General features: G+C 67.4%; 22 protein-coding genes. 14 read left to right on the forward strand and 8 right to left on the reverse strand.

The genetic code is table 11. The features are described 5' to 3' along the window. The first annotated feature begins 70 nt into the window (after nucleotides 1-70). The 4 genes from AB0B28_RS06320 to AB0B28_RS06335 are packed head-to-tail and all read left to right on the forward strand — an operon-like array spanning nucleotide 71 to nucleotide 2,877. On the forward strand, nucleotides 71-1,273 hold the full coding sequence (locus AB0B28_RS06320; protein ID WP_360117413.1) for a YbaB/EbfC family nucleoid-associated protein: 1,203 nt from the start codon (nucleotides 71-73) through the stop codon (nucleotides 1,271-1,273). A 34-nt stretch (nucleotides 1,274-1,307) separates the two neighbouring features. Then, nucleotides 1,308-1,628, forward strand: a complete 321-nt coding sequence (locus AB0B28_RS06325) for a type VII secretion target (protein WP_360117416.1) — start codon at nucleotides 1,308-1,310, stop codon at nucleotides 1,626-1,628. A gap of 39 nt (nucleotides 1,629-1,667) precedes the next feature. After that, nucleotides 1,668-2,261, forward strand: a complete 594-nt coding sequence (locus AB0B28_RS06330) for a hypothetical protein (RefSeq protein WP_360117419.1) — start codon at nucleotides 1,668-1,670, stop codon at nucleotides 2,259-2,261. A gap of 1 nt (nucleotide 2,262) precedes the next feature. Next, a complete protein-coding gene (locus AB0B28_RS06335; RefSeq protein ID WP_360117422.1) occupies nucleotides 2,263-2,877 on the forward strand; it encodes a hypothetical protein in 615 nt (204 codons plus the stop codon). A 43-nt stretch (nucleotides 2,878-2,920) separates the two neighbouring features. On the opposite strand, the gene AB0B28_RS06340 is transcribed toward AB0B28_RS06335, so the two are convergent. The 7 genes from AB0B28_RS06340 to AB0B28_RS06370 form a co-directional block, all read right to left on the reverse strand. Continuing rightward, complete coding sequence (locus tag AB0B28_RS06340) at nucleotides 2,921-3,322, reverse strand: hypothetical protein (protein ID WP_360117425.1); 402 nt, start codon at nucleotides 3,320-3,322, stop codon at nucleotides 2,921-2,923. A 289-nt stretch (nucleotides 3,323-3,611) separates the two neighbouring features. Next, nucleotides 3,612-3,923 carry a hypothetical protein gene (locus AB0B28_RS06345; protein ID WP_360117428.1) on the reverse strand — a complete coding sequence of 104 codons (312 nt, stop codon included), beginning with the start codon at nucleotides 3,921-3,923 and terminating at the stop codon, nucleotides 3,612-3,614. 327 nt (nucleotides 3,924-4,250) lie between these two features. Continuing rightward, on the reverse strand, nucleotides 4,251-4,442 hold the full coding sequence (locus AB0B28_RS06350; RefSeq protein WP_360117431.1) for a DUF397 domain-containing protein: 192 nt from the start codon (nucleotides 4,440-4,442) through the stop codon (nucleotides 4,251-4,253). Continuing rightward, nucleotides 4,439-5,290 carry a Scr1 family TA system antitoxin-like transcriptional regulator gene (locus AB0B28_RS06355; RefSeq protein ID WP_360117434.1) on the reverse strand — a complete coding sequence of 284 codons (852 nt, stop codon included), beginning with the start codon at nucleotides 5,288-5,290 and terminating at the stop codon, nucleotides 4,439-4,441. Before AB0B28_RS06355 ends, AB0B28_RS06350 begins: the two co-directional genes overlap by 4 nt. Nucleotides 5,291-5,599: 309 nt before the next feature. Then, a complete protein-coding gene (locus tag AB0B28_RS06360) occupies nucleotides 5,600-6,724 on the reverse strand; it encodes an ASCH domain-containing protein (protein ID WP_360117437.1) in 1,125 nt (374 codons plus the stop codon). Nucleotides 6,725-7,061: 337 nt separating this feature from the next. Next, a complete protein-coding gene (locus AB0B28_RS06365; protein WP_360117440.1) occupies nucleotides 7,062-8,822 on the reverse strand; it encodes a hypothetical protein in 1,761 nt (586 codons plus the stop codon). A 208-nt stretch (nucleotides 8,823-9,030) separates the two neighbouring features. Continuing rightward, on the reverse strand, nucleotides 9,031-9,786 hold the full coding sequence (locus AB0B28_RS06370; protein ID WP_360117443.1) for a hypothetical protein: 756 nt from the start codon (nucleotides 9,784-9,786) through the stop codon (nucleotides 9,031-9,033). A 554-nt stretch (nucleotides 9,787-10,340) separates the two neighbouring features. On the opposite strand from AB0B28_RS06370, the gene AB0B28_RS06375 reads away from it, so the two are divergent. From AB0B28_RS06375 to AB0B28_RS06410, 8 genes are all read left to right on the forward strand, one after another. After that, a complete protein-coding gene (locus tag AB0B28_RS06375; RefSeq protein WP_360117446.1) occupies nucleotides 10,341-10,631 on the forward strand; it encodes a pilin in 291 nt (96 codons plus the stop codon). Nucleotides 10,632-10,792: 161 nt separating this feature from the next. After that, nucleotides 10,793-12,484 carry a hypothetical protein gene (locus AB0B28_RS06380; protein ID WP_360117448.1) on the forward strand — a complete coding sequence of 564 codons (1,692 nt, stop codon included), beginning with the start codon at nucleotides 10,793-10,795 and terminating at the stop codon, nucleotides 12,482-12,484. Continuing rightward, nucleotides 12,484-13,362: a PrgI family protein gene (locus AB0B28_RS06385; protein ID WP_360117451.1), complete on the forward strand. Its 879-nt coding sequence runs from the start codon at nucleotides 12,484-12,486 to the stop codon at nucleotides 13,360-13,362. The genes AB0B28_RS06380 and AB0B28_RS06385 overlap by 1 nt, the downstream gene beginning before the upstream one ends. Continuing rightward, nucleotides 13,359-15,113, forward strand: a complete 1,755-nt coding sequence (locus AB0B28_RS06390) for a DUF87 domain-containing protein (RefSeq protein WP_360117454.1) — start codon at nucleotides 13,359-13,361, stop codon at nucleotides 15,111-15,113. The genes AB0B28_RS06385 and AB0B28_RS06390 overlap by 4 nt, the downstream gene beginning before the upstream one ends. Then, on the forward strand, nucleotides 15,110-16,165 hold the full coding sequence (locus AB0B28_RS06395) for a M23 family metallopeptidase (protein WP_360117457.1): 1,056 nt from the start codon (nucleotides 15,110-15,112) through the stop codon (nucleotides 16,163-16,165). Before AB0B28_RS06390 ends, AB0B28_RS06395 begins: the two co-directional genes overlap by 4 nt. A 59-nt stretch (nucleotides 16,166-16,224) precedes the next feature. Beyond that, entirely contained in the window at nucleotides 16,225-18,531 is a 2,307-nt protein-coding gene (locus AB0B28_RS06400; protein ID WP_360117460.1) for a type IV secretion system DNA-binding domain-containing protein, read from the forward strand. Next, nucleotides 18,528-19,391: a replication-relaxation family protein gene (locus tag AB0B28_RS06405; protein WP_360117463.1), complete on the forward strand. Its 864-nt coding sequence runs from the start codon at nucleotides 18,528-18,530 to the stop codon at nucleotides 19,389-19,391. Before AB0B28_RS06400 ends, AB0B28_RS06405 begins: the two co-directional genes overlap by 4 nt. Nucleotides 19,392-19,712: 321 nt before the next feature. Next, nucleotides 19,713-19,994 carry a hypothetical protein gene (locus tag AB0B28_RS06410; protein ID WP_360117466.1) on the forward strand — a complete coding sequence of 94 codons (282 nt, stop codon included), beginning with the start codon at nucleotides 19,713-19,715 and terminating at the stop codon, nucleotides 19,992-19,994. A 73-nt stretch (nucleotides 19,995-20,067) separates the two neighbouring features. On the opposite strand, the gene AB0B28_RS06415 is transcribed toward AB0B28_RS06410, so the two are convergent. Further along, a complete protein-coding gene (locus tag AB0B28_RS06415; RefSeq protein WP_360117469.1) occupies nucleotides 20,068-20,310 on the reverse strand; it encodes a hypothetical protein in 243 nt (80 codons plus the stop codon). 543 nt (nucleotides 20,311-20,853) lie between these two features. Between AB0B28_RS06415 and AB0B28_RS06420 the strand changes: the two genes are divergently transcribed. Together AB0B28_RS06420 and AB0B28_RS06425 are read left to right on the forward strand one after the other, a co-directional pair. Beyond that, nucleotides 20,854-21,264: a hypothetical protein gene (locus AB0B28_RS06420; RefSeq protein ID WP_360117472.1), complete on the forward strand. Its 411-nt coding sequence runs from the start codon at nucleotides 20,854-20,856 to the stop codon at nucleotides 21,262-21,264. An 80-nt stretch (nucleotides 21,265-21,344) separates the two neighbouring features. After that, nucleotides 21,345-21,737, forward strand: coding sequence for a hypothetical protein (locus AB0B28_RS06425; protein ID WP_360117475.1), 393 nt, complete (start codon nucleotides 21,345-21,347; stop codon nucleotides 21,735-21,737).

Here is a 21,737-nt window from a genome sequence, read left to right on the forward strand (position 1 = left end):
GTCGCGGCGACGGAGGAGCGCGGTCCTCCCGGCCCGCCCCGAAGGCACCCCTATTCCCAAGGAGCGCAGCATGAGCGAGCAATTCCCCGGCGCGGCGGCACTGGCGTCGTTCATCCGCAGTGGACGCCGCGAGGACCGCACGGCCTACCGCTCGCTCTCGGGGACCGACCGCGAGGCCTACCGGCGGCTCGTGTCGGCGGTCTTCGACATCACAGTGGTCCGCCACTTCGGCGGCGACCGGCCCGCCGAGCGGATCGAGCGCCTCATCGCGGGCGCGGCCAAGCGCCACCCTGAGTACGGCGGGTCGATCGCGGTCGTGCTGCGGGCCCTGAACGGCGGCGAGGAGGCTCTGGCGAAGCTCTCGTCGCGGCAGCTGCTCACCGCCCAGCACCTGGTCATCCGCGAGATCGCCAAGCGCCACCCGGAATTGCAGGTCGAGGCCGACCAGGCCGTCGCCGCGGCCGCGTCGATGGCGGCCAAGGCCCCGGAAGCGCCCGCGGCCCAGGCGAAGCAGGAGACCCCGGCCGCGAAGGCACCCGAGCGTCCTCCGGTGCCCGAAGCGCCCCCGGCTCCGGCCGAGCCGAAGCCGCCCTCGCCCGCCGACTTCAAGCTCCCCGACTCCTATGAGGCCCAGATCGCCGAGGCGAAGGACTTCCTCAAGCACATCCCGGCCGGGCCCAACCTCAAAGCGGCAGAGGCGATCCTGTCGCAGGCCCCGTCGCGAGAGGAGATCAAGGAACTTCAGCGCAAAGCAGCCGAGGCCCAGACCGTGCTCGACGGGGTCGAGTCCGCCCGTTTCGAAGGCAGCGCCGGAGCGGTGACGGTGGCGCTGGACGCGACCGGCCGCATCAGGGGCCTCGCGCTTGGCACCGACGCGGTCAGGTACGGCAACCGGGAGCTGGCCGAAGCGGTCGTGGCCGCGTTCGGATCGGCAGAACGGTTGCGCGCCAAGGAGAGCGTCGACCTGTTCTCGAAGGCGAGCGGACTGGGCGAGCCGGGTTCGGGTGACGCCGAGATCCTGCGGCGCATCGAGGCGTTCCAGGCCGAGAGGGCCGACGCTCGCTACGTCCACACCCCCGAGTCGGGGCTGTGCCGCGCCGAGGCCGACCAGCGCGGGCAGCTCACGGCCCTGATGTTCCTGACCGGCAACGTGGCCCGCGAGACGGACCGCGATGCGCTCGCCAAGCAGATCCGCGAGGCCGTGGCGGCGGCGCAGCGCGCGGCGGCGGCCCCGGTCGCGGCGATGACCGCCGAACTGCTCGCGGCGGCGTGATCCCTTGTCCCAGCTGAAGAACGGCGGTTGACCCGTGCCCATCCAGATCGACGTCGAGAAGATCCGCGCCGCCTCGCAGCGGCTGAAGCAAATGGCCCCGTCGGCCGACGACTTCGCCAAGGACATCGAGCGGGCGGCCTCTGACGCCAAGAGCGCCAACGACGGCTTCCTCACCGCCGACGCCTGCGAGGACTTCGCCGAGCGCACGAACGGCACCTCGGCGACCCTCGGCGGCCACGTCGGGGCGATGGCCGATCCGATCGCGGACTCGGCGAAGGCGTGGGAGGACGTGGACGAGGAGAACGCGAGCGAGATCGGCAAGCAGTCAGGGGAACTGGGAAAGGTGAAGGGCTGATGGTGTGGAGCGCTGCGATGCAGGAGGTGAGGCGCTGAGATGCCGACGTTCAAGCAGGCGATCGAGGCCGACCCGAGCAAGTTCGGCGACGTGGCCTCGGCGGCCGACCGCGCCAAGGACGACATCGACGGTTTCGTGTCCGACTACGCCGACTGCATGGAAGGCCTGGCCGCCGACTGGGAAGGCCAGGACTACCAGGCGGCCACCGGCTGGCTCCCGAGCGTCAAGGCGCTCAACACGGCCACCCAGTCGTGCCTGTCCATAGGCTCGGCCACGATCCAAGCGGCCGGCACGGCCATGAACGCCACGGTCGAGATCCTCAAGCAGACCAAGCAAGCCGCCGAATCGGCCGGCTACGAAGTCATGGACATGCCCCTGGTCATGCTCGGCCAGTCGCAATGGCAGCAGGTCTCCTCGGCAGGCTACGCAGCCCCCGCGGTATACGCGGCCTACCAAGCCGGAGCAGTCGCCTTCAACGGCCTCCTAGTGGCCCAACTGGTAATCCTCAACGCAGCCGACGTAGCAGCATCAGGAGCCCTCCGAGCCACCGCAGGAGCAGGAGTGGCAGTAGGAACAGCAGCAGGAGTGGCCCAACCATCGGCAACAACAGAAATCGCGAATTGGAGGCCCTGACATGAGCGGCTTCAACACAGGCTTCGACCTCGGCAGGCAGGCCGGCAAACTGTTCGGGCAGAAACCCAACCAGAGCGCCATCGAGAAACGCGTCTTCGCGAGAATCGAAACGCTGGAACGACTGAGCGGGGGAACGGTCGACTACAAACAGGCGATCGCCGCCGCCAGGGATTCGGGAGCCAAGACGGTGAACGAGATGTTCGCCGCGGCGAAACTCACGATCGCGATATCGAAACGCGAGGACTCCGAGGCCGTGCAACGCTTCCTTGAGTTCGCCGACAGCCCGGACGCGAAGAAATACGCTTCGACCGACATCCAGCGCCTCGACGACCTCAAACACCCAGGCCGCAAACTCGCCGAAGTGGCCCTAGCGACAATGCTGGTCTTCGGCAGCCCCGCCAACGAACCTGGAAGCGAACAAGGCTACGGCGTCAACCCGGTCGCCGGCGACACGTACTCCGCGATTCGATCGACTCTCGATCCCGATTTCAAACCGGAGCCCAACAGCTCGGGGCACGCGGATATCACCATCGAGAACCAAGGCAGGGACCCGCGGGAACGCCAGTCCGGCGAATCCTTCCGGGATTGGCTCCGAAGGAACAAGGTCGTGCTCTGACCGAAGCGGCATTCGCCTGCCGGAAAGCGATGCGGGGCCGGGTTCACACCCGACCCCGCATCGCTTCTGCTGTGCCCCGCGACAGGACACGGACGGCGGCGTTCAGGAGCCGCCGTTCGCGGTCGTCGTAGCCGAGCCAGTCGAGGTGGCCGGGCTGGGCCACGAAGCCGGGGCCGTCCTCGCGCATGACGACCGTGCCGATGCGTTTGGGTTCGATGTCGGCGAAGTCGACCAGGATCGAGTCGGTTCGCGTGAGCCACACCAGGTCGATCCGCTGCCGGTCGAAGGTGATCGAGCCGAGCGGGACCGCGCGCGGTTCGGGTGGGGCGGGGAAGAGCCGACCGCCGTACGAGTGCAGGCGTGCGGCGGTCGGCTCCGCCGGGAGCGGGTCGCGTGGAGCAGTCAGTTGACGGCCCTCCCGGCGCTCGGGCGGCACTTGGGACACCAGGCGCGTTCGTGGAGGTGAAGCCCTGGCGTGTAGTGCCACCCGGCGGCCTCCGCCCGGCGCGCCATCTCTCCGTATCCCGAGGCTCGGAGGTCGATGGCGGCCGGGCAGAGGCAGCAGGACACCGTGACCGGGCGCGAGGGCTCCACCCTGCCCTGGCCGTTCGCGGTGTCGGAATCAGGTTCGTGGAAGACGACGGCGAGGTAGTGGCCGTTCTCGGGGGCCGGGCGAAGGGGGCCGGGCAAACGCGTCGCGAAGACGCTGCGCGACAGCAGATCGGCGAAGTCATTCACGGCATGCCCACCGAGTTCGGCGCGGAGCACAGGCCGGTGTCGATGGCGGCGAACGCGAGGGCCTTGAGCTCGTCCTTCCAGTCCTTGGGGTTGGAGGACCAGAGTTGGCTCTGCCAGCGGATGAAGCGCCGGGACGCATCGGTCGGATTGCAGACGACGGCGATCTGCGGGCCTTCGTCGTGGTGCAGGCACACGGCCATGCGCAGGCCGCTGCGGCTGGCGCGCAGGACGAAGACCGTGCCGCTCGCGTTGGCGAACTCGCCGTAGACCACTCCCGGTTTGAGCGGTGGTCGCTGCGGTCGTGCCATCCCGTGCCCTCCCCTGCGACCGGTCGACAGTCGCTTCAGGACTCCGCACTTCGGTGGCGGAGCGTTGGGATGAGCCTAAGAGCAGGGGAAACGTTGAGGCAATCACGAGTTCTGGCCGGGGAGTCTGCCGAATCGTTCGGCCGCAACGGGAATCGGACACTCTGAATGGACAGAATTCGGCGCGTTTTTGTCCCGTCCCGGTGGCGGGCAGGAAGGCGCGGAAAGTGAACGAGCGGCGGGCCGGGGCCTGCCGCTGCGCTCGATATTCGAATTGAGTCGGTCGGCGGCCCTCAAGCCTCCACGCCGGGCCGCTGCCGGTCGCGGGCGTTACCCGTGGTGCTTCACCCACGACAGGAAGCCGTTGTAGCTCTCGGTCGTGACGGTGAGGATGGGGCGGTCGTCGGCGAGCTTGGAGTCCGAGACTTGGGGGGTGCCGTCGTTGAGGCGCACCTCGACGCAGTTGTTGTCCTGGCCCCCGCCGCTGCGGCTCGACTTGCGCCAGGGTCCTGTATTACTCACTGTAGGAAGTCCTCCAATGCGATCGACTTGCCTGATGCCAGTTTGGCGGCACCGGTGAAGAACTTACCTCGCGCCGAGTCGACCGGAACGAAGCCTGATCCCCGGGGGGACTCGACGTTGACGACGGTTTCTTCGCCGTCATCGTATTCGAGCAGGTTGAGCGTCCAGGTCTGGAGTTCGTAGCGTCCTGCGCTGAACGGGATGACACGGACATCTGCGAACGGCAGCGCAGCTATATCGCGCAGGTCCGTGAGGATCTCTTCTCTCCGGAGCCCAAGGTCGATGGTCAGCGCGACCTCACCGATGAGGAGCTGAGCGGGTCGCTCTGACCCGATCCATCGCTCCCGCCGATCCATTCGGAACTCCAGGCCTTCATCCCAGTCGAACTCCCCTTCCATCGCGATGGTTGTGGTGTCGCGGAGCATTCGGTAGTAGGCAGGGCCTTGGATGAGGGAAGGCAGGACTGAGTAGGAGTGGAACATCATGTAGCTGGCGCTGTCCTCGCACTGCTGGTAGAACCAGTTTCGATCTTCGAGAACAGCGGCGTAGTGGCTGCACCAGTCGTGCGCCTTCGACGCTTCCGCTAGACGCGCAATGTGATCGGCTCGGTCGAAGGGCGTCTGGTAGAACCGCAGGAGCTTGAGCACCGTCCCGAGGTTCACCCCTCGATACCGACCCGACTCCAAGCGCCCCAAGGTCTTCGCGGAACAGATGTCCCTGGGGATGTCGGTCTTCTGGTAGCCCTTCGGCACGTACTGGCGGGGTCGGGTCCGCTCGGCGACAAGCTGCCGCGCCAGTTCCATGAGCGGCGGCGGCCCCGGAGGAAGGTCTTCTTCGACGTCCGTCATGCTCACGGATTGTAGCCATCTTCAGCACAGAGGTACAAGATCAACCCGTGTGCACCACGCCTGGCGGTTTATGTCGGATTCCCGACCCCCACCCGATTCGACTGCGCCACTTCACCCCACAGAGAAACGGGGCCAGGTTTACACCTGGCCCCGCATCGCTTCTGCTGTGCCCCCGGGCGGGATACCAACAAACCAGCGCGCCCGAGGATCGTCGGCAGACTGGAGATCACCAGCCAGTTCGCGGCATCCTCCCGCGAGCATGACTGAACTCGGCGTCTCCTCTGCGCTCTAGATCGCGCATGCGTTGCCCTAGCTTACTCGGATCGCGAGTACGCCAAGCGCTTCGCGTTCGGTCGGGTACAGCGCCCGAAGCCCGGTGATCTGGGTGGCCGCGTCGAGGTTCGGGTTGATGTCCGCCTCGTTCTCGTAGCGGTACATCTCGTCGAAGTCGGTGTAGCGGTCGATACGCTCCACCGTCATGGTCAGCTCTTTGCCGTCGGCGGTGAAGGTGATGTTGTCGCCGGGCATGACTGTCAGGCGCTTCTCGTCGGCGACGCGAACCTCGACCTTCTTGTCTCCGGAGGCCAGGAGGTCGAACGGTTCGGGGTGTAGGTGCATGTGGTGTGTCTTGGGCTGGGAGCGTTCGTGCTCGGTCCAGCCGGTGTCTGGACTCCAATGAAGGATGCGGCCGCCCCAGAGCCAGATCTGGTCCACGCCTTCGGGGAGGATCGGTGCTGCGGTCGGAAGTGTGCGTGTGCCCTGGTGGTGTCGCATGAGGGCGTAGTACGCCTGGAAGTCGCCGTACCAGGTGGGCGCAATAACAGCATGTCGCTCGGTGAAAGTCGAGGCCAGCAGCTTTGCGGGCACGTCGGCGTGGCGGGCGAGCGCCTTTTCGCACCAGGAGGCGAGGATGTTCATGTCGCCGGTCCAGGAGCTGCCGAAGGTGTGGAGCAGGGTGATGGTCGCGTCCGTGCCCGGGGTAACGGGTCCTCCCTGCCGGGCGTAGACGATGCCAAGACTGGCGATCTTGGCGGAGACCGGGTTGTGGGGGTTGTCAATGAACCCCTGGACGGTCGTCTGGCCCGTTGCCTCGGCGTCGAGGAGGATCGCGGGAAGCTGCGCGTGAGCTTCCCTGATGTCGGTCACCGGGGTGAGCTCGATCGCCCAGTCGTTGCTCAGGCCGGGCGCGGGGATGAACATGCCCTGGCGGCGGAGCCGCACGGTCTGGTTGACGCCGTCCTTATCCGCGTCTCGGACGACCTCCACAGCAGCCGCGGGCCGATCGGGCCACATGACGCGCAGGTCGGGCATGTGGCCCTCGGGAGCGGAGTTGTCATCGTGCTGTTCGACCGGCGCGCCGAGGAACGCTTCGAGATATGCCCGCACGTCCACTTCGAAGTGGTCGAGCTTCTTCGCTTTCTTGCTCTTCGCCATGAAATCTTCTCATTTACGATTTAAATATTCAATATCAGACACTATTCCTCGAAGTTCTACCAAACGTGCGGGCCGCGTGTCGAGTCGATTACCTCCCGGCGTTATATGGTCACACTGGAGCACGATGCGGTCGCGAGTGAACCTCGAACGCGTTCACTGGCTCGGTCCCCGGGGCCGCGAGGCTGCGCTCCTGCCATTGGCTTTCGGCAGAAGGCGGCCGGGCCGAGATTCACGACCTCAACCCGTTTCGCGGACGCGTCGCCGAATGGACTGAGGACGAGTTGGCGCCGGTCTCAGTCTGCCGCTCCCGCCGACCTGCGATCGTCGGGAAGGTGGGTCAGGGTCCTTCCTCCTCGTTCTCTGGGGATTCGAGGTCGGCTTCCCATCGCTCTGCGATCAAGGCAATCGCGGGGTGCTCCTGAATCCCTTCTATTTCAAGCGGGGTCGGGAGCATGTAGGAGTCGGGGTTGGGAACCAGTCTCGGGTTGAATGCCCGGAAAGGAGTGTCGTCCGCCGACTCCAGCTTGAGGGTGAAGAGTTCGGTGTCGGGATCTTCGAGGGCGGCGAGAACCTCTTCCTTGTTGACAAGCTGTGCGGCAGGGTGGAATAGGTAGACTTCCTCAACCACGAGGGCGTGCGACTGGATCGTAAACTCCAGGGGCCCTGCAAATCGCACGCCGCCCTTTCGATGAACCAGGTCTGCCAACATCTCGCGCGCAGCATTCTCCACCGTGACGGTGGCGCCGTTGATTTCTGGCATGAGGATGCAGTACCCGTCCAGGAGGAGCCTGAGTTCACGGATTTCCCGACGCTCCGCAACGGTGAGCTGCTCGGGGATGGTGAGGGCGACTTCGAGAAGTTTGGAGATGATCGCGAGGTCCTCAGCGATCTTCTGATCTCCATCGTTGAAGCCGGAGAATATAGCGTCGTTGGTCTGCCAGCGCGTGCGCCGCTTCGACCCGATCCACAGCTCAGTGTAGTTCGAGCGATGCATCGCCGTCTCGACAGCGCGGCGCTCGCGATGCACCGCGATCGCGTCCTGGCCAACGGGGTGCCAGTTCATCGTGGCACCACCGGGTACAGCCATGTCGTCCGGGATGGTGAACTTCATGTGCATTCCGCCGGGGAACTCCACCTTAAGTGTGCCTCCGTGTGAGCCTCGTGCGGCGTAGATTCCTTTGCCTATCACCGAGGCCACGGTGTGCCCGTCCTCGTCGACAACGCGAAACTCGACGGGTTTCTGGTGCTCGAGCGGTATCGGCGGCTTACTGATCTCCAATCGGCGGCCGTCGCCATTCTGCGCGACCAGGTCGGGGCCTTGGATCTCGAAGTGCTCGTGCTCGCTGTCGTCGAGTACGAGGACGCCGTCGACATCGCCGTATTGCCAGAGCTTCTCGAAGGCCGCGTAGTTTGCGCTCGCCACACCGACCCGCACGTTGAGAAGTATGGGCTCGATGCTCGGAGCGTCCGGGTCTTTCGCGTACGGCGTCTGGGTGATGCCCCGTTCGTCAACGGAGAAGTTGATTCCCCAGTACGGATTCCGGGCGTTGACCTGGCGTTGGACACCTGCGATCGCGTCGTGGATGCGTTCGGGATTGTCGAGCATGAGTTCGGGGCGGCCGACGTCGCTCAAGAGTTCGCGGACGGGGTCTTCGGTGAAATAGCGGGCAAGGTCGAGGTTCTCGGCGAGCGCCGTGTCGAGCGCGGCTTCTCCTTCGATGTCGACTTCGACGTCATGCCCTTCCGCGAGCTTGTCCACGAACGCGATCTCGGAGGTGGTCGGGTTTCGCGGGATGACGAGGATCCATCGCTTCGGTTTGTGCTTCATCGCGGACTTGAATGACCGCTTGATCTGAGTCCTGCGGGACCGCCAGTCGCCTGAAAACCCCTCGGGGAAGTATTTGTACTGATAGATGGTTTCGATGGTGCCGCGGTAGAGAACGACACAATCTTTACCTTGGTCCCCTCCGCGGCCGTCAATGGGCTGCGCTTTCCTATCGGGGTCCTCGACATACCGTCGGCGGAGAAGCGCGTTGACGATTTGGTCGAATTTTTCCTGTCCGATCGCATTCCAGACGATCTCGATGCTTCTACTCAAGCTCTGTCCCGGGGATCCCAAGGCCCGCGCGTCAACGCTCCGGCCGTTCAATCAAGATCAGCTAAGAGTACTGCGTACTGCCGACATCTCGCTCTACGCCGGTGAGCGATTGTGAATGGACGACCTCCGCCTGAGAATCCTTCATTGAATGACATCGTGAATCAGTTCAGATCGTATGGTCCTATCATCGGATATTCCTATTCTAGGTTCAGGTGGTTGCGGATTCGGTCGGATCCACGCCTTCCGTTGTCCCGGTCAACCAGCGGGCGAGGCGACTTTCGGCGGCGCGGCGGCGGTGGTCGGCGGTCGGTCGGGTGAGGCCGTGGTCGGCGGCGTAGGCGGTGAGGCGTTGGCCGTCGATGCGGGTGGCACCAATGAGGTCGGCTTCTTCGGTGGTGATGATCTCGTGGCGAACGGCGTCGGCGAGGACGAAGTCCATGTGGCCGGCAGGGGCCGTGGGTGGGTGGGATTCGAAGGCGATCGAGACCAGACTCTTGGCGTACCGGTTGAGCTCGCGGGCGTAGTGGCGCGCGGCAATGTAGCCCTGCTGACACAGTCGCCTGGCGAGGTGGGGCTTGCCGGTGTCTGCTGCGGCGAGGCCTTTGGTGAATCCTTCGAGGCAACTGGCTTCGATATCAGCGTGTTCGGTCCAGGGTGGTGCGATCCATGAGACGCGCCGGGTGGCGTTGCGCAGTCCGGGGAGAGCGAGCCCGGCGCAGATGGTGACCCACAGCGGCTCGGTGCGGGCCTGTTCGACGAGATAGATCCAGACGGGATCGCTGGCGCGGTTGCTCGTTTCGCTAGGCCGGGTGTCGCCGGTCAGAAGGCTTCTGAGTTCGTCCAGGCCGACGGGGCGGTCGGGGAGACCTTCGAGGTCGGTGCCGGGGACGGTCAGGTGCGGGTCGCCCGCGTGGTGGTCGAAGGCGGCGGCGATGCGCTGCAGCGGTGTGGCGGTGGGTTGCATGGCGGTGCTCCTCGGTGCTGGAGCGGACGGTGTTGTCCGCTGTTCCTCCAGCTAGAACGCCCACCCGAGGGTGTGTCCAACGCTGCGCCCACCCCAGGCGAGGGCCTCGCCTACCCCGATTCCCCACCCACGGCCGAGAGGGTGGGAGACACCCCAGGACCTCCACGTGGAGGGTGCGCAACAGCTCGTTCCGGCCCACTCACTAGTCCTGCATGGGCCCGACCGGTTCGCAGCTCGGGGATGGGTCTGGGGTGGGCGCCCACCCATGCTCACCGGCCCCCATTCCAGGTCTTCCCACTCCGAGCCAGTCGTACGGAGTGCTGGCTCGGGTTCCCGTCGACGTGGGATGTGTTCCAGGCAGTCCTGTTCGCATCCGATCGTGAGGGAGGTGGTGTCTCACTGAGCACCGACCCCCGTCGTTGCGGAGCCCGGTCGGCCCGGTTTGACCCCCGGGTCGACCCCACGCATCGATCCGCCATGGGGGTGCGGACGTGGGAACGGCTCACCTATCGCAGCGGGCTCGGCTGGCCCGGTGGCTGCCGCCGATCGCGGCGGTGGCCGCGGGCGTCGTCGTCTTGGTGTTCGCGGTGCCTGACGCGGCCTGGGCGGACACCGAGGACATCATCCGGGTCCTCGACAACTTGCGGCTGTGGGTGGTGGGCATCGCCGCGACGGTGGTCGCGGTCATGCTCACCATCGCGGGTTTGCGGTATCTGCTGTCGAGCGAGCCGGGCGAGACGGAGAAGGCGAAGTCGGCGTTGCGGGGCGCGGCGATCGGGTTCGCGATCGTGCTGCTCGCGATTCCGTTGGTCGAGATTCTGAAGGGGATCTTGACCTATGAGTAAGCGCAATGTCGTTCGCTACGGGGCGTGCAACGGCCTGGTTGATGCCGCTGCAAGCAGCGGCCACATCGCTATTTCACTCGGAACTCTATCGCCGTATGAACGTCTTGTTCGGCGATGCCGCAGTGTTCCGGTGAATGGTGTCGCCTGGGTGGTGATCGGCTATGCCTGACTGGTTGGATGAAGCGCTTGATGGGCTTTTGGAATGGTTCCGGGAGCTTCTCGCTACGGTGCGGATCGGTGTGCGGGAGACGTTGACCAGGATCGAGTGGATCCACTTGGCGGATCTGTCCTGGGATGCCGGGGTGCCGTTGGCGGATGAGTTTCTGGTACTCGCCTACATCGGATATGCGCTGGTGATCGTCGTCGGCGGTTTCCTGGTCATGTCGCATGAGACGCTCCAGACCCGGTACACCATCCGGGAGATCGCTCCGCGTCTCGTTGTCGGCATGCTGCTGGCCGGTCTGTCGGCGGTGCTCGTACAGGAAGCCATGGACGCCACGAATGGGGTGGTCGACGGCTTCAGCAGCGTCTCGATCGAGGCCAATTCGACTGGGGTCGCTGAGCTTGAGCAGTTCCCGGAGGAATTGACCACCGACTGGTGGACAGACCAGATGTTCGAATACGAGGATTGCACCGCGCGTGCAGCGGCGGGCGAACTCGACGACGGTGAGGTTTGCGAGGAGCCGAATCTGCTGGTGGAAATCCTGTGGATTATCGCCACGATCATTTGCCTGTTGGTGCTGCTGTTCTGCGCGATCGTCCGGAACATCGCGTTCTTTTTCGTGGTCGTGTGCGCACCGATCGCTTTGGCCTGTCACGGACTCCCGGTGACCGAATGGGCCGCGCGCCTGTGGTGGCGGATGTTGGGCGCGTGCATGGCCTCGGCGATCGGCCAGGCCGCGCTGGTGTGGATATGGGTCAAGATGACCGACACCCGCTTTTGGGGGCGTCTCTTCCACTTGCACGTCACCGATTTGTACCTGCTGGTGATCGTGTGGATGATGTGGAAAGTCCACCAGCAGGCGTTCCTGATCGCCCGCGGCCGCCCGCTCTCGGTTCCCGGGTCGCGATTCCTCGGCGCGCTCGTGATGTCGAGAGTCTTGTACGGCAGCGGCCAGTCCAGGCCGCGCACGATCGCGGTCGGCGACAGTCCGTGGGGTCGCCGGATGGAGCCGCCGTGGCGCAGGCGCCGAGGTGGCGCGGACGCGGAGCAGGACCCGCCCGACCGGTTCCCCGATCTGCCGCCCGACCCTGAAGGGTTCGGTCCTTGGGCCGACTTTCGCACCGAAACCGATGCCCGGCGCGAACAGTCACCCGCGTCGAGCAGACCGGATTCGCCGCTGGGCGATGCGGCCCCGACTCGGGCTGCGGGGGGCGGGCCAGTGCGCGTCCACCCCGTCCGCTACTCCGATGGGGGCCACCGGGCCGCACCTGAAGGCCCGCAGACGGGCGCGTCACCGGACTCGCCGCTCAGTGACGCCGGCCCCGATCCGACACGCGAGGCAGTGCCGATCGCCGGGATCCCGAACGGGATGCTGCTGCGCGTGCGCGACCCCGAAGCCGTCCCGGCCGTGCGCGTGCGCACCGACGAGGTCGTGCCCTTGGCCGAGCGGCGCACCGAGGCGACCGGTGCCAATCGCGAACGCGAGGCCGACGCGATGGCTGCCGCCGACCGTGCCCAGGCCCAAGCACTGCAGGAGCAGGCCGAACTGCGCCAGCGGGCACAAGCGGCGATGCGACGCATGGCTGACGCAGGTGGCGAGGCGGATGTTCACGACGTCCCTGCCGCCCGCGAAGAGCACGCGTTCCCGCCGCCGCGACCGAACCCGCGGCCCGAAGGCGGTGAGCGGTGATGGATCGCGGCGTCTACGTCCCGGCTGACCTCGACCTGCCCGACAAGCTGCTGTTCAGCCTCACGGCCCGCCAGGTCGCCGTGATCGCGCCTGCGGCACTGGGGTTGTGGTGGCTGTGGCAGTCCCTGGCCGGTCAGGTCCACCCGATGTGGCTGGTGCTGGTGTCCGCGCCGATCGCCGTCGCCACTTTCGCGCTCACCGTGGCGCGCAAGGATGGTACGAGTCTCGACCGGCTCGTGTGGGCGGTCCTACGGTCGCCACGGACCCCGCTCGCTGCCGGTGGCGCCGACCGCGACGCCGTCCGCTCGGTGGCGAAGGTGACCGGGCATGAGCGCCGCTCGCGCGTGCGCCCGGTCCCTGCCCCGGTCGGCGGCGTCAGCGATGGCGGCGTGCTCGATCTCGGCCCGGCCGGGAAAGCGATCGCGCTCGCGTGCGGGACGGTCAACTTCGATCTGTGCTCGGCGGCCGAGCAGGCCGCGCTCTGCGCGGCGTTCGGGCGGCTCCTCCACGGCGTCGAAGGTCACCTGCAGGTGTGCCTGACCCACCGCCCGGTCGACCTGACTGCCTATCTCGCTGGCCTCGATGCTCGCGCCGCATCCCTCGGCGACGGTGCGCTGCGAGCCGCGGCGCAGGCGCACCGCGCCTGGCTCGCCCACTTCACTGCCGGACCGGGGCTGCTCGCCCGCGAGGTCACCGTCGTGGTCACCGGAGCTGACGCCGAAGCGGCGACGCACGCGTCGGCCCAGGTGGAAGCGTGCTGCGCGCAGATCGGCATCGACGCGACCCGCCTGGATCGCTCGCAGCTCTCCGAACGGATCCGGTTCGCCCTCGACCCGTTCGGCACCGCGACGGCGGCGTTCGGGAGCTGGTCGCGATGAACCGCTTGTCGAAGGCGATCGGCGCACGCCTCACCCGCCGGGCAGCACCGCTGGAGGCCGACCTGTGGCCCGATACCACCACCGTGGAGCTGCGGCGGCTGCGCACCGGCGACTCCTGGACCGCCGTGCTGCTCGTGACCGGATACCCCGCGACCCTGCCGTGGGGATGGGCGGGCAGCCTCGCCGTTCCCGGTGCCCGCGTCGATGTCACCGTGCACCTCGACGGCGTCCCGGCCGCTGTGGCCGCACTGCAGTTGCAACGCCGCCGGGCCCGCCTGGAGTCCCAGCGCCGCTATCAATCGGTGCGCGGGCGGCTCGACGATCCCGCCGTGGAAGCGGCGGCGGCCGACGCCGCCGACCTGGCCGCGCAAGTCGCCCGCGGGCACGCCCAGCTGCACCGCCAAGCCGTCTACCTGACCGTCCACGCCCCCTCACCGGACGCCCTGGAGCTGGTGTGCGCGAAGGTGCGCTCGCGTGCGGCCGCGGCGATGATCGACGTCCGGCCCGCCACCGCGAGGCAACTGCCCGGCGCGATCGCGACCGCACCGTTCGGGATCGACCCGCTCGCCGCCCGCCGCACCGTCGACACCGCTGCTGCTGCCGCGTCGTTCCCGTTCGCCTCACCCGACCTCGCCGGGCCCGTCCCCGACACCGCCGTCCTGTACGGCTCGAATCTGTACTCCGGAGCACCGGTCCTGTGGGACCGGTGGGCCTCGCTCGACAACCACAACAGCGTGGTGATCGCCCGCTCCGGGGCCGGCAAAAGCTACCTCACGAAGACCACGATCCTGCGCGAGCTCTACCAGGGCGTGCGCGTGGTCGTCATCGACCCCGAATCCGAATACCTCGCCCTCGCCGACCACGTCGGCGGCACCGTCCACCGGCCCGGAGCCCCCGGGGCCCGCCTGGACCCCCTCGCCATGCCCGACACCGGCGAGGCCGACGAGTTCGCTCGCCGCCGCCTGTTCATCGGCACCGTCATCGAGACCCTGCTCGGCGAGCGACTCTCCGGTACCGAAGCCGCCGTGCTGCAACGCGCGGTCGCCGCCTGCTACGAAGCCACCGGGATCAGCGACGACCCCGCCACCTGGCACCGCCCGGCACCCGCCCTCGCCGACGTCGCCGCCACCCTCGCCACCGACCCGGCCGGGGCCGACCTCGCCGCCCGCATCGCCCCCTGGACCGGACCCGGTTCGCTCTTCGATACCTCCGATGCCCGATTTGCGACTGACGGAGCGCTCTCCTCTCTTTCCCCACTAGAAGTCTGGGATCTCGCAGCGGTCCCGCCCGAGCTGGCCCCGGTGGTCACGCTTCTGGTCCTCGACCAGATCTGGCGCAGCCTCACCCCCGGCGGGCCGCGCACGCTGGTCGTCGTCGATGAGGCATGGCTGATGCTGCGCACCGGCCAAGGCGCCCAATGGCTCTCACGGCTCGCGAAGTCCGCAAGAAAACGGAACTGCGGGCTGGCGGTCGTCACCCAGGACGCCGAGGACGTCACCGGGTCCGAGCTGGGGCGCACCGTCATCCACAACGCCGCCACGCAGATCCTCATGCGCCAAGCCGCGCAAGCGATCGACGGCATCGCCGAAGCATTCAAACTCACCGCGGCCGAAGCGGCGTTCATCGGCGCGGCCCGCCTCGGCGAAGGACTCCTCCTCGGCGGCGGCGCGCACGTCGCCTTCCGCGCCATCGCCAGCCCCGCCGAGCACCGACTCGCCCTCACCGGCCTGTCAGCGGGGAGCCGGTCATGAAGCGGCTCATCGCCATCGGCGCGGTCCTAACGGTGGTCATGGGCGGGAGCGCGCTGCTCATGGTCGGCGCGGCCGACCAGCATAGGCGGCACTTCGCGATCGGCACCGGCAGCGACTGCGCCCTCACCGACGCCGACCTCGAGGCCGTCGCCGCATCGCTCGGGTCGGGCTTCGGGACAACCCAGGCCGCGCACGCGATCACCATCTACCAGACCGCCGCCGACCGCGACCTGCCCGAGCAGGCTGCTGTCGTCGCGCTCGCGACCGCGATGCAGGAAAGCACGATCAGGGTGCTCGCCAACCCCGCCGTCCCCGAGTCCTACGACTATGACCACGACGGCGAAGGCGTCGACCACGACTCGATCGGGATCTTCCAGCAGCGCCCGCACTGGGGGCCGGTCGCGACCCTCATGGACCCCGCCAGATCAGCCGGGCTGTTCTACGACGCCCTCGTCGAAGTCGGGGGCTGGGAAAGCCTGCCGGTCACCGTCGCCGCCCAGCGAGTCCAGGTCTCGGCGTTCCCCGACGCCTACGCCGACGACGAACCAGGGGCGCGCGCCGCCGTCGCGACGATCCGCGAAGTCCTCGCCTGCGAGTGGACCCACCCCGTCGCCGGTCATCCGATCAACTCCGGCTGGCGTACCGCCGAGCGGCCCCAGCACAACGGCGTCGACCTCGCCGCGCCGCGCGGCACCGCGATCCTCGCCGCCTCTGGCGGCGACGTTGTCACCGTGGTGTGCAACGCCCGCACACCAGCAGGCCGCCCCTACACCTGCGACATCGACGGCTCACCCGAGATCTTCGGCTGCGGATGGTACGTCGAGATCGCCCACGCCGAGAACCTCCTGACCCGCTACTGCCATCTGGGCTCTCGACCCGAAGTCACCGTCGGCGACACCGTCGCCGCCGGCGACCTCCTCGGCTACGTCGGCTCCTCCGGCCGCTCCTCCGGCCCCCACCTTCACCTGGAGGTTCATCGCTCACACAACCCGAACTTCGACACCGCATTGTCCCCAGTGGACTTCTTTGCTTCCAAGGAGGTCGAGCTGTGAATCCAGCGGATCTGCTTGCGGACCTGGAGATCCCGGTCGGCCTCCTTGCCTCGGCCGCAGTGCTCGCGGTCGCGATCGTCCTCGCGCTCGCCATCAGTCGCGCTGCCGCGCATCGTGCCTCGGCGGCCCAGTGGCGCGATGGCAGCCGGTATGTCGTGATCGAGGCTCCACCCGAGGTCGACCCCAAGAGCGCGGTGCGGGCCTGGAACCACTTGCTGGCGATCAAGCACGGCCGGTGGCGTCGCTGGTGGTCGGGGCAGCCTGCGGTCATTTGGGAGTACCAGTTCACCGGCTCGCGTCTTGAGGTCCGCATCTGGGTGCCTGGGGGCGTGGCGACGAGCCTGGTCACACATGCGCTCGACGCCGCCTGGCCCGGGGCCACCTACACCGTCACCGACGCCGAACCCCCACTCCCCGAGAGCGAATCGATCACCGTTGAGGGCGGCGTGTTCCGTCCCGCCCGCAATACGACCGGGTTGCCGCTGGTGGCCGACGAGGGAGCCGGTGAGGTTCTTCGCGGACTTGTCGCCGCCGGGGTGAGTACTCGATCGACGGATACGGCACTCGTGCAGATCGTCGCCCGCCCGACCTCAAGCCGGGCACTCCGTCAAGCCGCGAAGACGGCCGCCGGGCCCAAGTCCGGCGGGTCATTCGCCGGGCAACTCCTAGATGTGGTCACTCCCGGCGTGGGCCGCCACCGCCCCACCGGGCATCGCCTAGCCGAGCCGGTATGGGTCACCGCGCACCGTAGAAACGTCGCCGAGCGCCTTGCGACGGGTGCGTTGTGGCAGATGCAGGTCCGCTACGCCGTCGCCACGACGGCTGGAAAAGCCGTCGCCGTCGCGCGGGCACGGGACATTGCGGCCGGGACCGCCGCTGTCCTCGGCGGGGCTTGGAGACGTAAACGCGCAGCGCGCATCGCCGCCTCGGTGAACACGTGGCAGGCCGGTGCCGGGGCCTTGGTCAGCGCCACCGAGCTCGCCGTGGCCGCACATGTCCCAGCCGACGAGGTCATACCCGCGCTCGCCCGCGCCGGTGCCCGCCCCGTCGCCCCCGTGGCCGCGCTACTGGGAGGCGGTCGTGGCGTCAAGACCCTCGGGGTCGCTTCCGGCGGGCAGCGCATCGGGCTTGGTGTCGTCGACGGCCGCCAGCACACGCATCTCATCGGCTCGACCGGCTCGGGCAAGAGCACGTTGCTGCTGAACATGATGCTCGCCGACATTCGCGACAGGCGGAGCGTGGTGTTGATCGATCCTAAGGGCGACTTGGTGAACGACCTGCTCGACCGGCTCGACCCGGCCGAGACGTCCGGACGCTTGGTCCTGATCGACCCCGACCGACCGATGGCGCTGCGCCCGGGTCTGCCGCCGATCGCGCCCGACGCCGACCCGGAAGTCGCCATCGATCACCTGGTGGGGATCTGCCGTCGCCTCTGGGAGCGCCACTGGGGTCCCCGGGCGAACGACATTCTGCAGCAGAGCCTGCGCACCCAGATTTACCTGCGCGACCGCGCTATTGAGGCCCGCACCGGCGATGAGCGTAAGGAGATGGCCGACCTCGCTGGGCTCACCGCGCTACCGGTGCTCTTGACCAACCGGATGCTGCGCTCGCGCTATACCGTCGACATCGAGGATCCGAACTTGCGCGAGTTCTGGACTTGGTTCGACGCGCTGCCCCAGTCGACCTCAGCCCCCGCAGTCGGCCCGGTTCTGGCGCGGCTCCGCTCAGTCCTCGGGCGGGCGTTCGTGCGCGAGACCATCGGCGCGCCCGCCCTAGGGGCCAGCATCGACTTGACCACCGCGCTCGACAATGGCGGCATCATCCTCGCCCGGCTCCCCAAGGGCACACTCGGGGAGGATACCGCCCGGCTCATGGGGAGCCTGCTCATCGCCCGGGTCTGGCAGACCGTCCTCGCCCGCCAAGGCGTCCGCGAGGAGCGCCGGAAGGACTGTGTGTTGTACGCCGACGAGGCGCAGAACTTCATGGCCTTCGCCGAGACCGTGGGCGATGTCCTCGCCGAGGCCCGTGGCCTGCACCTGGGCACCGTCCTGGCTCACCAGCACCTCGGCCAGCTCGACCGGAACCTGGAGATGGCGATCTCGGCGAACTGCCGCAACAAAGTGTTCTTCACAGTCTCTCCCGAGGACGCTCACCGGCTCGCCAACCACACCGCCCCGAACCTGTCCGAGCACGACTTGACCCATCTCGGTGCGTATACCGCTGCGGCCCGGCTGGTCGCCGCTGGTGTCGAACAACCCGCCTGCACCCTCACCACGCTCCCGGCCCCCGATCCGTTCGGGCAGGCCGAAACCGTCGCTGCAGGAGCCGACCGCTTCCCAGCCTTCCGGTACCGGAGTCCAGCATGAGTCCCGCGCGCCCCCGCACCGGCCCCGGCGAGCTCGCCCGCCTCGTGCCACGGCTGACCGAACGGGACTTCGCCCTCATCGACACCCTCGGCCGATTCGGGGTGATGACCACCGGCCAGATCGGGGCCGTCTTTTTCCCCTCCGTGCGCCTCGCGAGCCTGCGGCTGCGCGCCCTCATCGGTCTCGAGGTCGTCACCCGTGCCCGCCTGCCCCGCTCCGGAGTCTGGCAGTACGCCCTCGACTGGGCCGGGCAGGCCGTCCACGCCCTGCGCACCGGCTCGCGGCCCCCGAACCGCACCGACGCCGCCTGGGCTGTCCACCAGCGATTCTTCTCCCCCACCCGAGCACATGACAGCGGCGCGGTCGAAGCGATCGCGGCCCTCCACCTTGCCTGCCGCCAACACGGTAGTGCCCGCATCACCGAATGGCTCTCGGAAACCGAAGCCGCCGCCGAGTTCTCCGGGCTACGTCCCGATGCCGCTTTCACCCTCGACACCGACACCGGCCGCAGCCTGACCGCCTGGTGGGAACACGACACCGGCACCGAAACCCTCGCCCGCCTCGCCGCGAAGATCACCGCCTATCAGCGCCGCCGCTCACCCCTACTGCCCTACAACCGGAAAGTTCTCATCGCCGTCCCCAACACCGCCCGCATCCGCGCCCTCACGGGCCTGGTGGTCGATACCGGCGACCTCACCGTCGCTGTCGGCCCCCACCCCGTCCTCCCCGCCTGGCGCACCGACCCGACACCGGCGGCGCACCTTCTGACTGAGCCCCACTGGCACCTACTCGGCACCCGCTCCGGCCGCCGCGGCCTCCTCGATCTCACCGCCTCAATTTCGCCACAAACAGGCTTATAAGCGGATGTTTATTACCCATCAGCATCAACCCATCACCATCACCCCATCCATGGTCCCATCACCAGACCCATCACCGCCAACCTGCGCTAAAGGCGGCGTTGGTGCAGCATGTGGCCTGATTCCTGCTCCCACCCTGAACCCGACGACATAGTCATGTCTCCAACCGGCGGTCAAAATCCACAACCCCCTCATCCGCTCGCTCCGAACTCCCCTCTAGCTTTTCAACTTCAATCCTCTTCTGTCTCCTTCTCTCTCAGCTCTCCTTATCTCCCTGAGCATGTTTGAACGCATCGCCACCGCCTGTGCGGCGACAAGGCGAGAATGGAAGTCAGCGCATTGGGAGGTGTCGTGATGGGGAAGTGGGTAGGGGTGCTGCTCGGCGAGGGCTGCAAGCGCTACGTCGCAGGAAGCATTCTCCGGGCGGTCGATGCATTGGCCGAGGCGCGGATCTACAACGACCGTTCCTCGGCCTACGCTGATGCGCGGGCGCTGCAAGTCGTCGCCGCCGTCGAACGCGTCGGAGGGGAGTGGCGACCGCTGTATCCGTGGATCACCGATATCGACGCCGAAAGGATCGAGTCGGGCGATTCCAGACCACGGTGATCGACGTCGTGTCGCGAGTCGTGTTGCTCCGCGAACAGCGACGGATGCACGGCGGTCTTCGGCAACTCTCTGCTCAGTCCCGGGGAGCGGCGATCTCCTCGGGTGTTGCCAGTCGGTTCACCACCTTGAGCGGCCCCTTATAGCCGTCGCGGCCGAAGCCCACCACGACGCCCGGCACTAGACCGAGATCCTCGACGGGAACCCAGATCCGCGCCCCAATGAGCGGGGTTCCCAACTCTAGGGGCCAGCAGTAGGCGTAGGCCCCGCCGGTGTGGTCGGGTGCCGGATCGTCGAATTGCCGGTAGGCGACCTGCACTGTCGGCCGACGTGGTGCACGCGTTGCCGGGCGGGCTTTCCTCTTCCGTCCAAACCACATCCTGACACCGTAGCGATTTCATCGCTGTGGCGAATCCGCCGAACAGTGTGCGGTGGCATGGCCGAAGGTCCACATCTCTCCCGCGAACCGATCACGCGGCACGTCGTCGCATATCGCGGGTAAAGCCGCCTGGGTGGGTGTGGGTGGGCACCCACCCAGGCCCATGCTTCGCGCATCAGCGCCCGCGAGCGGTATTCCTCCTGTACTACACACCACCAACCACATAATCTCTCGAGCCGCAGGCCCGCCTGCCCGCTTCGGACCGCTCCCGGATCTTCCACCAGGCACCTGGTCGGAACCAGCAGCACTGCAGCGACGCGAACCTCACGGCTCGAACCCACATCCGCGACGCCCGCACAGGGCACCGCGGCACCGCCCTACCCCGACTCGGGTACGGCATGCATCTCATGCCCGCGCACCCGGAGGTGTGCGGGCTTTGCCGTCCCCCGAGGACGTCCACCTTCGATGAAAGGAACCTTTGCCATGGCACACCAATGGGAACCCGGCGTTAAGTGCAAGATCCGCCCCATCTACACCCTCCCGGCTTCAACCCGCTCGCACTGGAAGCTCCGCTCCCCCTACTACTGCACGGCCACCGTGCAATACGTCCAACACTCGCTGGGCCACACGACGGTGTTCGTCGAACTCGACCGGCATGAGTGCCTGCCGCTGGCCGGTGCCGACCGCCTCCAGGCGGCGTCGCTGTTCGAGCTGCACGCTGCGACGTGCCGGTGCCGGCGGTGCCGGAAGACGCCGTCGGACTGGCGGGCCGAGGGCTGGCCCACCCGCACCAAGCGCGCGTGCTTCGCCACCACTCGGGGGATCGGGTGCTCCCTTGCCTGGTGCTGGCGACTCTTGTCACGTTCCCGGGCCGCGGCGGCGCCCGGCAATTAATCAGCAGTACGCACGGCGGCACCTGCCGGTGTCGCCGTTCACCGCCCATATAGGGGCGTCAACGAAAGGAAACGTACTCCATGGGATACGACGCCAGCTTCGAAGGCCGCATCGAACTCGAGCCACCGATGGAGTCGGGAAAGTGGCAGCGCCTGCTCGATCCGCACCCTACCTATGGGGCGATCACGTCAGGCGTGCGCAAGATCCTCGACCCGATCATCATGCCCATCTTGTCCAAAGACCGCGACACCATCGTCGCGATCGAACCTGGCCCCGGCGGCTGCAGCCCGCGCGCGATGCACAGCGCCCTGGAACACTTCGTCCACTTCGTGATGCTCTTCAGTCTCGATGACGGGCGGTACTGCCGGTTCTCCGGTGGCTTCAACGGATGGGGCGAGCTCGGTGAGGAGTACCAGGTGACCATCGGCGACACCGACCCGATCAAGGTCGAGGAGATCCCAGCGAACGATTAA

Origin of the sequence: Glycomyces sp. NPDC046736, from assembly GCF_040645615.1 — a bacterium.
Classification (GTDB): domain Bacteria; phylum Actinomycetota; class Actinomycetes; order Mycobacteriales; family Micromonosporaceae; genus Glycomyces.

Coding starts and splice junctions, on each gene's coding strand:
- AB0B28_RS06330 (WP_360117419.1), top strand. CDS start 1,668: ATGCCGACGTTCAAGCAGGCGATCGAGGCCGACCCGAGCAAGTTCGGC.
- AB0B28_RS06385 (WP_360117451.1), top strand. CDS start 12,484: ATGGATCGCGGCGTCTACGTCCCGGCTGACCTCGACCTGCCCGACAAG.
- AB0B28_RS06410 (WP_360117466.1), top strand. CDS start 19,713: ATGGAAGTCAGCGCATTGGGAGGTGTCGTGATGGGGAAGTGGGTAGGG.
- AB0B28_RS06395 (WP_360117457.1), top strand. CDS start 15,110: ATGAAGCGGCTCATCGCCATCGGCGCGGTCCTAACGGTGGTCATGGGC.
- AB0B28_RS06355 (WP_360117434.1), bottom strand. CDS start 5,290: ATGACGGACGTCGAAGAAGACCTTCCTCCGGGGCCGCCGCCGCTCATG.
- AB0B28_RS06425 (WP_360117475.1), top strand. CDS start 21,345: ATGGGATACGACGCCAGCTTCGAAGGCCGCATCGAACTCGAGCCACCG.
- AB0B28_RS06405 (WP_360117463.1), top strand. CDS start 18,528: ATGAGTCCCGCGCGCCCCCGCACCGGCCCCGGCGAGCTCGCCCGCCTC.
- AB0B28_RS06420 (WP_360117472.1), top strand. CDS start 20,854: ATGGCACACCAATGGGAACCCGGCGTTAAGTGCAAGATCCGCCCCATC.
- AB0B28_RS06320 (WP_360117413.1), top strand. CDS start 71: ATGAGCGAGCAATTCCCCGGCGCGGCGGCACTGGCGTCGTTCATCCGC.
- AB0B28_RS06345 (WP_360117428.1), bottom strand. CDS start 3,923: ATGGCACGACCGCAGCGACCACCGCTCAAACCGGGAGTGGTCTACGGC.
- AB0B28_RS06390 (WP_360117454.1), top strand. CDS start 13,359: ATGAACCGCTTGTCGAAGGCGATCGGCGCACGCCTCACCCGCCGGGCA.
- AB0B28_RS06370 (WP_360117443.1), bottom strand. CDS start 9,786: ATGCAACCCACCGCCACACCGCTGCAGCGCATCGCCGCCGCCTTCGAC.
- AB0B28_RS06360 (WP_360117437.1), bottom strand. CDS start 6,724: ATGGCGAAGAGCAAGAAAGCGAAGAAGCTCGACCACTTCGAAGTGGAC.
- AB0B28_RS06335 (WP_360117422.1), top strand. CDS start 2,263: ATGAGCGGCTTCAACACAGGCTTCGACCTCGGCAGGCAGGCCGGCAAA.
- AB0B28_RS06380 (WP_360117448.1), top strand. CDS start 10,793: ATGCCTGACTGGTTGGATGAAGCGCTTGATGGGCTTTTGGAATGGTTC.